The following is an 11,715-nucleotide window of genomic DNA, read 5'->3' on the forward strand; positions in this document are numbered from 1 at the left end:
GAACGCTCAGTGCTGACGGGGCACGGCCTCGCGGAAGAACTTCGCGCCGATGAGCAGCGCCACGCCGCCCAGGAGCACGGGCAGCGCGTTCACCTCGATGGCGGTGGTGAGGTCGGCGCTGTCGGCGATCTTGCCGATGAGCGTGGGGGAGATGGCGTCTCCCAGCAGGTGGATGCACAGCACGTTGAGCCCCATGGCGAAGGCTCGGAAGGCGGGCTGCACGCAGTTGACGATGGCCGCGTTGATGGGGCCGCTGTTGAGGAACACCAGGAACTGGGCCACGGCGATGGCGGCGAAGGTGGTCAGGTCCGAGTCCAGGTTCACCGCGACGTACATGGCGGGCGCGGCGAGCAGCAGCCCCAGGCCAGACACGAAGAGGCCGCCGCCCTCGCGCTTGCGGTCCATCTTGTCCCCGAGCCACCCGCCGGCCACCGTGCCCAGCAGGCCCGCCGTGGCGGTGATGGCGCCGAAGATGAAGCCCGCCTTGTCATCGGGGATGCCCCGCGTCCTCACCATATAGGTAGGCATCCAGAAGCCGAGCCCACCGATGGAGAACGTCATCAGCGTGTAGCCCGCCGTGGTGGCCCAGAAGGCCTTGTTGCCCGCGAGCCCCTTGAGGCCCACCTTGAAGGGCAGCTTCGTCTGGGCGTCCGGCCCGTCCATGGCGCCGCGCTGGGGCTCGGGCATGAAGAAGGCCATCGTCCCGAGGATGAGCCCCGGCACGCCGCCCGCGAAGAAGGCCGTGTGCCACGAGTAGGTGCTGCTCAGCCACCCGCCCAGGCCATAGCCGGCCGCCGCGCCCACCGGGATGGCGATGTAGAAGTACGAGAGCACCCGCGTCCGCTGCTGCCGCGGGTAGAGGTCCGAGATGATGGAGGGCGCCACCGCGCCATAGCCCGCCTCGCCGATGCCGATGACGGCCCGGGCGATCATCAGCATCACGAAGGTGGTGGCCAGGCCCGAGGCCCCGGTGGCGAGGCTCCACACGAGCACGCCGCCCGCGACGAGGAACTTCCGGGGGACGCGGTCGCCCAGGTAGCCGCCGATGGGCGAGGCCAGCATGAACACCACGATGAAGACGGTGCCGAGCAGGCCCGACTGGGTGTTGTTGATGCCCAGGTCCGCCTGGATCTTCGGCAGGGCGCTCGCGACGATGTACCGGTCCAGGTAGTTGACCAGGTTGATCAGCGTGAGGATGAAGAGCGCGTAGCCCGCGCGCACGGTGGGCGTCGCTGGCGAGGAGCTGGCCACGGCGGGGGAGAGGCTCATGTCCGAGGGGCTCCGAAGCGGTGGGCCATCAGCCCCCAGCGCAGCCCGCGGTCGCTCACTCGGCACTCCTCGAGCTGCAGGGCGCGCAGGGCCTCCAGCAGGATGAGGGAGCCGGCGGGGATGACGTCGGCGCGCTTGGGCTGCAGGCCGGGCAGCTTCTGCCGCTCGGCCAGGGGCATGGAGCAGAGCTGGCCCACGAGCTGCTCGAGCTGTGCCCGGGTGAGGGTGCCGCCGTGCACGCGCGTGGCGTCATAGGGATCGACGCGGTTCTGCACCGCGTAGATGGTCGTCACGGTGCCGGCCACACCCACCAGTTCCGCGGCGGGGGGAGGGGGAGGCAGCGTGGCGAAGGTGTCGCGGAGGAACGTGGTGATGGCCTGGCGCTCCTCGGCGGAGGGCGGATCCGAGCGGACGAAGCGCTCGGTGAGGCGCACCGAGCCCACGTCATAGCTGTGGCGGAAGTCCACGCGGCCGGCGCTGTTGCCGTAGATGAACTCGGTGGAGCCGCCGCCGATGTCGATGACGAGCAGGGGCCCCGCGGCCTGGCTGCCGAAGTCCATGTGGGCCGAGGAGAACGAGAGCTGGGCCTCCAGCTCGCCGGAGATGATCTCCACGGTGACGCCAGCGCGCTCCCTGGCGGCGGCGAGGAACTCCGCGCCGTTCTGGGCGTCGCGGGCCGCGCTGGTGGCGGACACGGCGATGCCCTCGGCGCCCAGGGCGCGCGCCTCGTTGGCGAAGGCCGTCATCGTGGCGAGCGTGGCCTCCATGCCTTCGGGGGACAGGCGGCGGCTCTTGTCCACTCCCCGTCCCAGTCGGGTGATCTCGGCCCGCTCCAGGACGGCCTGGAACTGACCGTCGGGAGTCCGGTCCGCGACCAGCAGGAGGACCGAGTTGGTGCCCACGTCGATGGTGGCAAATCGCGGCATTGGCCGGCAGCCTACTCAACGCAGCAGCGCTTCCAAAGCCTCCGCCAGGGTCTGGTACTCCGCGTGTGTGTTGTAGGCCTGGGCGGAGATGCGCAGGTGGCGCTGGGGCGGGCGGGGCCAGGCCGTCACGGGCACCTCGATGCGCCACTCGTGGAAGAGCCGATCCTGGAGCGGATCCAGGTAGTAGGGAGGGGGAGGCTCCGCCGGGAAGCCGTCCGGCAGGCCCACGGTGGCCATGGCGCCCAGCATCTCCTCCGGACAGTGGGGGGCGGTGCCGAGGCGCTCGCACAGCATCCGGCGCGCGGCCACGGCCTTGGCGTGGTTGTCGGCCATCAGCGCCGGCCAGCCCCCGGGCAGCAGGCCGCCCATGAAGCGCAGGGCGTGGGGGATGCAGAGCGCCGCGGAGGGGTCATCCGTCCCCGTCCAGTCGAAGTCCAGGCGGAAGCGAGAGCGGTCCTGGCGCTTGGAGTTGTGGCCATGGCTCACCGAGAGCGGCTTGATGCCGGCCTGGAGGTCCTTCCGGACGTGGAGGAAGGCCGCGCCCTTGGGGGCACAGAGCCACTTGTGGCAGTTGCCGGTGTAGTAGCCGGCGCCGAGCTCGCACAGGGAGAGGGGCACCTGCCCGGGGCCGTGCGCGCCATCCACGAGCGTCTCCACGCCCTCCTGGCGCAGGAGGCCGACGAGCTCCTTCAGCGGCATGACGAGCGCGGTCTGGCTGCTGATGTGGTCGACGAGCAGCAGCCGGGTGCGCGAGGTGACGTGCTCCAGCACGGCGTCGACCACGGCACGGGGGGAGGGCACGGGCCAGGGCAGCTGGGCCACCACCACCTTGGCCCCGGCGAGGCCGGCGACCCAGTCGAGCGCGTTGCGCGAGGCGTTGTACTCTTGGTTGGTGGTGAGCAGCTCGTCGCCGGGGGACAGGCGCAGCGAGCGCAGCACCGTGTTCACGCCAGCGGTGGCGTTGGGCACGAAGGCCACGGTCTCCGGGTCCGCGTCGACGAAGGCGGCCAGGGCGCTCCGGGCCTCGTCGAGCAGCGGCTCGAGCTCGCGCACGAAGAAGCGGACCGGCTCGGCCTCCAGGCGCGCGCGCACCTCCGCCTGCGCCTGGAGCACCTCGGTGGGGCAGGCGCCGAACGAGCCGTGGTTGAGGAAGACGATGTCCGGATCGAGCGACCAGCGAGCGCGCAGCGGCGAGGCGCTCATGGGGCCCAGTCGGGAGTGAGGCCTCCCGCCTTCTCCATGGGGAGGGGGAGCTGGTTGTTGCCGTCGGCCGTCATCACGTAGAGCCGGGGCGCGCCGTCGCGCGTGGAGGTGAAGAGGATGAGGCGGCCGTTGGGCGAGAAGACGGGCTCCTCGTTGTTGCCCTGGTCCTGGGTGAGGCGGCCGATCTTCCCGGTGTCCACGTTGACGGTGAAGAGGTCGAACGCGTTGCGCTCGTCGCGCGCGGTGAAGGCGATGAGGTCGCCTCGGGGAGACCAGTCCGGCGTCTGGTTGTAGTTGCCCTGGAAGGTGAGCCGCTTGGGGTTCGAGCCGTCCGCGTTCATCACGTAGATCTGCGGCGAGCCGCCCCGGTTGGACACGAAGGCGATGCGCTTGCCGTCCGGGGACCAGGCGGGGCTGGAGTTGATGCCGTAGGGCGTGTCGGTGATGGCCTTGGGAGAGCTGCCGTCCGCGTTGGCCACGTAGAGCTGGGTGCTCTCACCCTCGGCCAGCGCGTAGGCGATGCGCTTGCCGTCCGGGGACCAGGCGATGCCGGTGGCCATCTGGCCGTTCTGCACGACGGCGCGGGCGTCCTCGCCGGGCCGCTGCACGTAGAGGTCCGGGCGACCCTTGCGATAGGAGGTGAAGCCCACGGCGCCCCCGGGCCCCAGGGCCGGCAGCAGGTTGATGCCGCCGTTGGTGAGGGCGCGGGCGTTGTTGCCGTCCCAGTCGGCCACCCAGACGTCGCGGTTGGAGCCCGTCTTGCGCACGAAGGTGATGCGGGTGAGGAAGGGGCTCGACTCACGGGTGAGGTGCTTGTAGAGCGCGTCGGCGAGGAAGTGCGCCAGCTGGCGCGGCTCGTTGGCGGGCACGGCGTGGCTCGCCTTGAAGTCCTCGCGGCCGGTGCCCACGTTGAACAGGCGCAGCTCGCCGCGCAGCGTGGAGCCCTCGGCGCCCAGCTGCACCTTCACGAGCGACTCGGCGCCCACGTCCGCCCAGCGCGAGAAGTTGATGCTGCCCGCCGTCACGCCCTCCTTGGGATCGGCCGTGAAGCTGGAGCGATCCAGCACCTGGAAGATGCCGGAGGCGCGCAGGTCGAACACGAAGGGCGCGTCGAAGTCATTGGCGGCCTTCTTCCCGCCCTCGTCCACGGTGAGTGGAGCAGGGACGGCCAGGGGCAGCGGGCGGAAGTTGGCGCCGGAGATCTGGATGACCGGGGCCTGGGCGAGCGCCGCGATCGGGAGGAGCAGCAGCGAGAAGAGGAGGGCTTTCACGGGCGGAACTCCAGGACGATCCCCTGCTTCTGGAGCGACTCGCGCAGGTGATCGGGGGGAGGAGAGAAGGGCGCGGCTTTCTTCACCGCTGCCAGAACGGCGGCATCGAAGAGATCGTTCCCGCTGGGGGTCGTCAGCTGCGTCGCCAGCACCTCGCCAGCGCGCCCCAGGCGCATCTGCACCTGGGCCTTGAGGTACATGCGCTCGGCCTCGGGGATGGTGTCGGCGACGTTGTAGTTGCGGCGCACCTGGGAGGACAGCAGCGCGTAGTAGCGCTCGCCCTCGGCGGTGGCGGAGTCGCCGCTCGGGTCGCCATCCTCGGCGCCCTCCAGCTCCTCTTCGGGGACCTGCTTGGCCGTCTTGTCGAAGGCGCCGAAGAGCCGCTTGCGCCGGTCCTCGGCGGACGTGTCGCCCTTCTGCGGCGCGGGGGCCGGCTGGGGCTTCGGAATCACGGGCCCGGCCACCTTGTCCGGAGGCTTGGGCGCCTGGGTGGGCGGGGCGGGGGGCGCCTTCACCTCCTTGGGCGGAGGTGGCGGCTGCTCCTTGCGCGGCAGCAGCTTGGGGTCCCTCGGCTTGCCCTGGCGCACCAGGCTGGCCTTGATGACGGGGATGTTCGGGTCCACCTTCGGCCGGGCGGTGAGGGACGCGTAGACGAGCCCCGCGACGAGCAGCAGGCCGTGGCCCACCACGGACACGATGACGAAGAGGCCCAGCCGCGAGGGGCGGGCCACGAGCATGCTCTGGGTGACGGCCGGGTGAAGGGCCATGGGCTAGCGCTTCGCCTCCTTCTTCTTCTCCTTGGACGCGGCTGGGGCCGCCGCCGGGTCCGTGATCATCCCCACATTGGTGATTCCAGCGCGCTGGGCGGCGGCCATCACCTCCACCACCACGCCATAGGGCACGTCCCGGTCCGCGTGGAGGTAGACCTCCTTGTCGGCCTGCGCCTTGGCGTTGGCGGCCAGCTTCGTCTCCAGCTCGTCGAGCACCACCTCCGCGTCCCCGATGAAGACGCGGCGCCCCGCGTCGATGGAGAGCACCAGCTTCTTGTCGGCGGCCTCCACCGGCGTGGCCCTGGCCTCGGGCAGGTTCACCTTGACGCCCTGCTGGATGAGCGGAGCGGTGACCATGAAGATGATGAGCAGCACCAGCATCACGTCCACCATGGGCGTGACGTTGATCTCGCTCATGGTGACGCGGCCCTGGCCCTTGTTGCCTCCGCCCATGCCCATGGCCGCGCCTCCTACTTGAAGAAGTGCCGCTTGATGATGTTGAGGAAGTCCGCCGAGAAGTTGGACATCTCGGTGTCGAACACCTTGATGCGGCTGACGAACGAGTTGTAGGCCACCACCGCGGGGATGGCCGCGAACAGGCCGGCCGCCGTGGCGAACAGCGCGTTACCCACCGGCGCGGCCACCGTGGACAGCGTGGCGTTGCCCTTGTCGGCGATCTCGTTGAACGCGTTGAGGATGCCAATCACCGTGCCGAACAGGCCCACGAACGGCGCCGCCGCGCCCACCGTGCCCAGGAAGGGCACCCGCGCCTCCAGCTCGGTGATCTGCGACGTGGCGGCCCGGTTCAGCGCCCGCTCCACGTTCTCGATGCCGCCCAGCTTGTCGCTCATCGCCCCTTCCGAGCCCTCCTTCGTCTGCGCCAGCTTGCTCAGCTCCTCGTAGCCCGCGCAGAACACCTTCGACAGCGGCGAGCCCTCCAGCTTCTGCGCCGTCTGGTAGATGGCCTCCAGCCGCGTCGCCTTCCAGAACGTGTCCAGAAAGGTGAGCGACTGTGCGCGGGCCCGGGACAGCTGTGTCTGCTTCATGACAATGAGGGCCCAGGAGCTGACGGACACTCCCATCAGCAACACCAGCACGCCCAGCTCGATGAACGAGGCGTTGCGGATGATCTCCACGTAGTTCATGGCGCCGAGCGCCAGGGGCAGGTGCGACATCATGGGTGCAGGCCGTAACACTCCGATCCGAGGCGGTCAAACAAAGCTGGCGTGCCCGGTTGGGAGCCTCCAGAGGGGGCTCCGGTGGGGCGGTGAATAATTCCCGAAGGGTCCCGTCCGAGAGGGCACAACGGGTTGGATGCCCGGTCGCTTCCCTCAACGCCAAGCGGATGCCCCTATGAACTCCCGACTGCTACTCGCATTCCTCTGCATCGCGTCGCTCTCGACAGGCTGCATCATCGAGGACAACGGGTGTGACACCTGCAACCCCCGCCACCCCGGCGACGTGACGTTCCTCTGGACGTTCGACGGCCTGCGCTGCGACCAGGCGCGTGACGTGTACGGCGTCAACATCAACATCCCCGGTGAGTCGCTCTTCAACAACGGCAAGTACGCGTGCAGCACCGCGGACGTGGACGGCATCACCCTGCACGACTTCGCGCCTGGCTCCTACAGCTACAACCTGCAGGCGGTGAACTTCCAGAACCAGATCGTCTTCGAGGCCAGCGGCACCTTCGTCATCGACGGCAACCGGACGGTGAGGGTGGACCTGGCGCCGACGGGCGACCCGACGTCCTACGCGTACCTGAACTGGAACTTCCCGGGCGGCCAGAGCTGCTTCCAGGCCGGCGTGGCCTCGGTGGACATCATCCTGGATGACCTGGCTCCCCACAACGTGCCGTGCACCGCGGGTCAGTCCGTCCCCGGTCTGAAGACGCCGGCCCTGGCTCCGGGCGAGCACTACATCGAGTTCATCGCGCTCGACTCGCAGGGCCGTCCCCTCTACTACTTCAACGGTGGGCTGCTGACGCGTCCGTATGACCCGGTGGACGCCACCTACAACCTGTACACGATTGGTGGCGCCTCCATCGCCTGGCGGCTGTCGGATGGCGCGGTGACCTTCGACTGCCCGGCGTCCAACCCGATGGTGTACGTGAACTTCCGCGACCTCAACACGGGCAACTGGGTGTACCCGCTCCTGGGCGATGGTCACCGCTGCAGCCAGAAGCCCATCGTGTACGAGTTCCTGCGGCCCGGCGTCTACGAGCTGCGCATCACCACGACGTTCGATGGCTACGAGTACCGCTCCAACTCGAACATCAACGTGGAGGTCCGCCCCCACGTGTTCCCGGGGCCGAACTCCGCGCTGGACGTGACGCTCTTCAGGCGCTTCTGACCGAGCACGGCTGAACGTAGGGGCAGCGAGAGGGTCGGGGACACAACCCCGGCCCTCTTCGCTTTTGCGGGGGTGGGATGGGCGTTGGCATCAAATGTGATAGGGACTCCGGACATGCGGCAAGGCAGCCACGGTCCCATCGGTGTGTTCGACTCGGGCGTCGGAGGGCTCACCGTCCTCAAGGCGCTGATGGCGAGACTCCCCCACGAGAGCACCCTCTACCTGGGTGACACGGCGCGAGTCCCCTACGGCACCAAGTCCGGCGAGGTGGTGACGCGCTACTCGCTCAAGAACGCGCAGTTCCTCCTCGAGAGGGGCATCAAGCTGCTCGTGGTGGCCTGCAACACGGCCTCGGCGGTGGCGCTGCCCGCGCTGTCCTCGGCGCTCCCGGTGCCGGTGGTGGGGGTCATTGCCCCCGGCGCGCGCGCGGCGCTGCAGCGGACGCGGGGCGGCGGAGTGGGCGTCATCGGCACGCCGGGCACCATCCGCTCCGGGGCCTACCAGCGCGAGCTGCAGGCGGCCGATCCCCACGTCCGGGTGAAGGCGCGGGCCTGCCCGCTCTTCGTCCCGCTGGCGGAGGAGGGGTGGACCGTGGGCGAGGTGCCGCACCTGGTGGCGCGCGAGTACCTGGCGGACTTCGCCCGGGAGGGCGTGGACACGCTGGTGCTCGGCTGCACGCACTACCCGCTGCTCAAGGGCGTGATCGCCGAGGTGGTGGGGCCGAGCGTCGCGCTGGTGGACTCGGCGGAGGCCACGGCCGAGGCGGTGGCGGAGCTCCTGGCGCAGCGGGAGATGCTCGCCGCGCAGGGCGCCGCCACCACGCACGGCTACTACGTCACGGACGTGCCCGAGCGCTTCGTGGAGGTCGGGGCGCGCTTCCTAGGGCGCCCCATCCCTTCCGCCGAGCAGGTGGACTTGAGCTTCTGATGAAGGGGGGGGCGGGGCCCCCACCCTGGGCTCAGGCCTACGGGCGGGCGGAGGAGACGGACTCGTGCTCCTCGGTGCGCTCCAGCAGCGCCTTGGCGGCCTGCACCACGGGGGCCTGGCCCTCGGCGGTGGAGGCCATGACGGCCGCGGCCGCCTCCGTGCCGATGTCGTCCTGGCGCGGCAGCAGCCCGGTGGCCCAGGTGACGAGCCGCTCCAGCGTGGGGAAGAAGCCGATCATCAGCAGCGGCTTGTTCAGCCAGCCCACGGTGATGCAGTAGTACTTGTTGTAGGGCGCCGTGTGGTGGATCTGGTGGTGCGCCGGCGGCAGGATCAGGTGCACCCGCTGGAAGAAGGCGATGACCGGGGGCGGGTTGTCCAGGTGGGACCACTTGTGGAACTGGTTGGTCGCCATCACCCAGAAGATCATCGAGCCCAGGGAGGCCGCCAGGAACACCCACATGGAGCTGGTGTGCGGCATGGCCACGCACATGATGGCCACGGGGATGGAGATGGCGCAGTTGTTCCCGTTGGTCTCGATGAAGTCGTGGCGGGTGATGGCCTTCTCGTCCACATGGTGCTCGCGGAAGGGCCGGACGAAGGCCTTGCCCAGCACGGGCATGTTCGCCGAGCCCCAGGTGTCCGCCATCCAGTGGACGAAGCCGGAGACGAAGTCGGCGGCCAGGTAGCCCAGCAGCACCGCGCTCAGCAGCAGCCAGGGCCCGATGTGCGGGTTGCCCCACAGCTGGTACACCAGCAACCCCTCCAGGCCGAGGAAGATGGTGATGCTGCCGATGTCCATCATGCGGATGGCGCGCGTGTAGCCCTTGGCCAGGACCTGAGCGTCCTGATGACGGACCTTGTTGGTGACGTTGTTCTTCATCTCACACCTGGTAAGGAGCGCCGGGAGGCGGCTGTTCACGGCGGAACCTACGTAGCCTAGCCGGATTGTGGTTTTCAACGAATGGGCTGGGGCTCGGATGGACGGCCGGTGGGCCCTGGCGGGGGGGGCTGTACCAGGGGGTAGGCGGCCGGCCGTGAGACGGAGTGACGGAAGAGCTTGACGCTTACCTTGTGTCGCTCAAGGTGCACTGCTAGCTTCGGGCGTCTCTGGCATGGCGAAAACCTTCGAGAAAGCCGTCACCGGCTTCAACCACAACATCAAGCACAAGGGGAAGGTCTACCACGTCCAGACCGAGGACTCGGGAGTCAACAACCCCCACATCATCACCCACCTGTTCGTGGGTGGGAACATCCTCGCCTCGAAGAAGACGTCGTACGCCGACATCCTCAACGCCGAGAACCTCGCCGAGGTCGTCCGTGAGTTGATGGAGGAGCAGCACAAGGAGATGCTGCGCAACCTCATCAACGGCGTGTACGACAGCTACGAGGCTGGCGCGACGCGTCACTACCAGCCGGGCCAGCTCGCCACCGACGAGCCCGCTCCGGTGAAGCCGCAGGCCCCGGTGGTCAAGCCGGCTCCGCCGCCCGCCGCCGCGCAGCTGCCTCCCGAGGTGGCCGCCGCCCGCGCCATGAAGGTCCAGCCCAAGATCAACGAGGTGGGCGTGGAGACGCTGTTCGGCGAGGACCTCATCTCCGAGAAGAGCCTGGACGAGGTGATCCTCAGCTACCTGGCCGGAGAGGGCGAGCAGTCCTGAGCAGGCGAGCGCCGCCCCGGGCCTTCACGGCTCCGGAGCGGGCACCCGAGCTGCTCGGACGGCCGTGGCTCAGCTCGCGGAGAGGCTCCGCATCACTTCCTCGGCCATCTCGATCGTGTAGTCGATCTGCTCCGGGGTGTGCGCCGCGCAGATGAAGTTGACGTCGCGGCGCAGCAGGACGCCCCGGCGAGCCATGCCGGCCTGGAACGGCTGCATCTTCTTGGCGTGCTCCGCCGGGTCCTTGGAGAAGCGGAAGAACGGAATGGCGTCGTAGCCGAGCACGCGCAGCGCGGAGCCGGTCTTCTCGGCGCGGGCGTTGATGCCCTCGCGCAGGCGGCGGCCCAGGTGGGCGATGTGCTCGATGTAGGAGCTGCGGCGGTACTCCTCGAGCACGGCCTGGCAGACGTACAGGGACGGCAGCTCGCCGCCGAACGTCGTGGACACCTGGAGCTCTCCGAGCCGGCTCAGGTGCTTCGCCGGTCCGGCCACCGCCGACAGGGGCATGCCCGAGGCGATGGCCTTGGAGAGGCACACGAAGTCGGCCTTCACGTCGAAGAACTGCTGAGCGCCGCCCAGCGCGAGGCGGAAGCCGGTGACCACCTCATCGAGCACCAGCAGCACCTCGTGGGCGGTGCAGGTGGCGCGCAGCTGGTGGAGGAACTCGCGGCTCAGGCAGCGGTTGTAGGGCACCGAGAGCAGCACCACGGCGAGCTGCTTGCCGTTCTGCTCGATGCTGCTCAGCAGCGCGGCCTCGTCCGGCTCGGTGAAGAGCGGCATGCGCCTGGTGTACGAGGCGAACGCGGCGGGCACGCCCGGTGTGTCGAACATGAAGTGGTCGTGCCAGCCGTTGTAGCCCACCGTGATGATGTGCTCCTTGCCGGTGATGAAGCGGGCCAGGCGCACCGCGGCCGACGTCGCATCCGCGCCCGTCTTGAAGAAGCGCGCCATCTCCGCGCCGGGGATGAGCTCGATGAGCGTCTTCGCGGCGCTGACCTCGACGGGGGTGGGCAGGGAGTGGATGATCCCCTCATCCAGGTGCTTGCGCACGGGCTCCACGAGCGCGGGGTGCTGGTGGCCGAGCATGGTGGCGCCCAGCCCGCAGATGAAGTCGATGTACTCCTGGCCATCGGCGTCCTCCACGATGGCGCCCTTGCCGCGCGCCAGGAAGACGGGGAAGGAGCCGGGGGCGAACTGCTCGGGCCGCTTCATCAGCGACTGGGTGACGCCGGGGACCAGGCGCTTCGCCTCGGCCAGCAGGCGGTTCGAGTTCTCGAGCTTCATCTCGCCCAGAATGGGCTGGGGCAGTGACGGGTGTCTCTTGGCAGGCATCTCCATGGGATTC

The 11,715-nt window shown here is 69.2% G+C and carries 12 protein-coding genes; 3 read left to right on the plus strand and 9 right to left on the minus strand.

The window, feature by feature from the left end; genetic code table 11:
- Window positions 1–6: 6 nt before the first annotated feature.
- Genes KY572_RS17935 through KY572_RS17965 form a run of 7 tightly spaced genes read right to left on the minus strand, consistent with a single transcriptional unit; the run spans window position 7 to window position 6,617 of the window.
- Window positions 7–1,269 (minus strand): spinster family MFS transporter, encoded by a 1,263-nt coding sequence (locus tag KY572_RS17935; protein WP_224244009.1) that lies wholly within the window; start codon window positions 1,267–1,269, stop codon window positions 7–9.
- Window positions 1,266–2,195 (minus strand): Ppx/GppA phosphatase family protein, encoded by a 930-nt coding sequence (locus KY572_RS17940; protein ID WP_224244011.1) that lies wholly within the window; start codon window positions 2,193–2,195, stop codon window positions 1,266–1,268. The genes KY572_RS17935 and KY572_RS17940 overlap by 4 nt, the downstream gene beginning before the upstream one ends.
- 15 nt (window positions 2,196–2,210) lie before the next feature.
- Window positions 2,211–3,398, minus strand: coding sequence for an aminotransferase class V-fold PLP-dependent enzyme (locus tag KY572_RS17945; RefSeq protein WP_224244013.1), 1,188 nt, complete (start codon window positions 3,396–3,398; stop codon window positions 2,211–2,213).
- Window positions 3,395–4,669 (minus strand): DPP IV N-terminal domain-containing protein, encoded by a 1,275-nt coding sequence (locus KY572_RS17950; RefSeq protein ID WP_224244015.1) that lies wholly within the window; start codon window positions 4,667–4,669, stop codon window positions 3,395–3,397. The genes KY572_RS17945 and KY572_RS17950 overlap by 4 nt, the downstream gene beginning before the upstream one ends.
- The gene (locus KY572_RS17955) at window positions 4,666–5,436 is read right to left on the minus strand and encodes a TonB family protein (protein WP_224244016.1); all 771 of its coding nucleotides are present in this window, start codon (window positions 5,434–5,436) and stop codon (window positions 4,666–4,668) included. The genes KY572_RS17950 and KY572_RS17955 overlap by 4 nt, the downstream gene beginning before the upstream one ends.
- Window positions 5,437–5,439: 3 nt before the next feature.
- Window positions 5,440–5,898 carry a protein TolR gene (tolR, locus tag KY572_RS17960; protein WP_224244018.1) on the minus strand — a complete coding sequence of 153 codons (459 nt, stop codon included), beginning with the start codon at window positions 5,896–5,898 and terminating at the stop codon, window positions 5,440–5,442.
- An 11-nt stretch (window positions 5,899–5,909) separates the two neighbouring features.
- Window positions 5,910–6,617, minus strand: coding sequence for a MotA/TolQ/ExbB proton channel family protein (locus KY572_RS17965; protein ID WP_224244020.1), 708 nt, complete (start codon window positions 6,615–6,617; stop codon window positions 5,910–5,912).
- 175 nt (window positions 6,618–6,792) lie between these two features.
- Between KY572_RS17965 and KY572_RS17970 the strand changes: the two genes are divergently transcribed.
- On the plus strand, window positions 6,793–7,791 hold the full coding sequence (locus tag KY572_RS17970) for a hypothetical protein (protein WP_224244021.1): 999 nt from the start codon (window positions 6,793–6,795) through the stop codon (window positions 7,789–7,791).
- A 114-nt stretch (window positions 7,792–7,905) separates the two neighbouring features.
- Window positions 7,906–8,718 carry a glutamate racemase gene (murI, locus tag KY572_RS17975; RefSeq protein ID WP_224244022.1) on the plus strand — a complete coding sequence of 271 codons (813 nt, stop codon included), beginning with the start codon at window positions 7,906–7,908 and terminating at the stop codon, window positions 8,716–8,718.
- Between the two features lie 37 nt (window positions 8,719–8,755).
- Here the strand turns inward: murI and carF are convergent, their stop codons facing one another.
- Window positions 8,756–9,598 (minus strand): plasmanylethanolamine desaturase, encoded by an 843-nt coding sequence (gene carF / locus KY572_RS17980; protein WP_224244023.1) that lies wholly within the window; start codon window positions 9,596–9,598, stop codon window positions 8,756–8,758.
- Window positions 9,599–9,830: 232 nt separating this feature from the next.
- Between carF and KY572_RS17985 the strand changes: the two genes are divergently transcribed.
- A complete protein-coding gene (locus KY572_RS17985) occupies window positions 9,831–10,373 on the plus strand; it encodes a hypothetical protein (protein ID WP_224244024.1) in 543 nt (180 codons plus the stop codon).
- Window positions 10,374–10,442: 69 nt separating this feature from the next.
- Here the strand turns inward: KY572_RS17985 and mxcL are convergent, their stop codons facing one another.
- Entirely contained in the window at window positions 10,443–11,708 is a 1,266-nt protein-coding gene (gene mxcL / locus KY572_RS17990) for a myxochelin B biosynthesis transaminase MxcL (RefSeq protein WP_224244025.1), read from the minus strand.
- Between the last annotated feature and the right edge of the window lie 7 nt (window positions 11,709–11,715).

It is taken from the genome of Hyalangium gracile, from assembly GCF_020103725.1.
GTDB classification, from domain to species: Bacteria; Myxococcota; Myxococcia; order Myxococcales; family Myxococcaceae; genus Hyalangium; species Hyalangium gracile.

What these genes read in the sequence shown, in the direction of transcription:
- KY572_RS17935 (WP_224244009.1), bottom strand. Translation starts at nt 1,269, where the DNA reads ATGAGCCTCTCCCCCGCCGTGGCCAGCTCCTCGCCAGCGACGCCCACC.
- KY572_RS17940 (WP_224244011.1), bottom strand. Translation starts at nt 2,195, where the DNA reads ATGCCGCGATTTGCCACCATCGACGTGGGCACCAACTCGGTCCTCCTG.
- KY572_RS17945 (WP_224244013.1), bottom strand. Translation starts at nt 3,398, where the DNA reads ATGAGCGCCTCGCCGCTGCGCGCTCGCTGGTCGCTCGATCCGGACATC.
- KY572_RS17955 (WP_224244016.1), bottom strand. Translation starts at nt 5,436, where the DNA reads ATGGCCCTTCACCCGGCCGTCACCCAGAGCATGCTCGTGGCCCGCCCC.
- tolR (WP_224244018.1), bottom strand. Translation starts at nt 5,898, where the DNA reads ATGGGCATGGGCGGAGGCAACAAGGGCCAGGGCCGCGTCACCATGAGC.
- KY572_RS17965 (WP_224244020.1), bottom strand. Translation starts at nt 6,617, where the DNA reads ATGATGTCGCACCTGCCCCTGGCGCTCGGCGCCATGAACTACGTGGAG.
- KY572_RS17970 (WP_224244021.1), top strand. Translation starts at nt 6,793, where the DNA reads ATGAACTCCCGACTGCTACTCGCATTCCTCTGCATCGCGTCGCTCTCG.
- murI (WP_224244022.1), top strand. Translation starts at nt 7,906, where the DNA reads ATGCGGCAAGGCAGCCACGGTCCCATCGGTGTGTTCGACTCGGGCGTC.
- carF (WP_224244023.1), bottom strand. Translation starts at nt 9,598, where the DNA reads ATGAAGAACAACGTCACCAACAAGGTCCGTCATCAGGACGCTCAGGTC.
- KY572_RS17985 (WP_224244024.1), top strand. Translation starts at nt 9,831, where the DNA reads ATGGCGAAAACCTTCGAGAAAGCCGTCACCGGCTTCAACCACAACATC.
- mxcL (WP_224244025.1), bottom strand. Translation starts at nt 11,708, where the DNA reads ATGGAGATGCCTGCCAAGAGACACCCGTCACTGCCCCAGCCCATTCTG.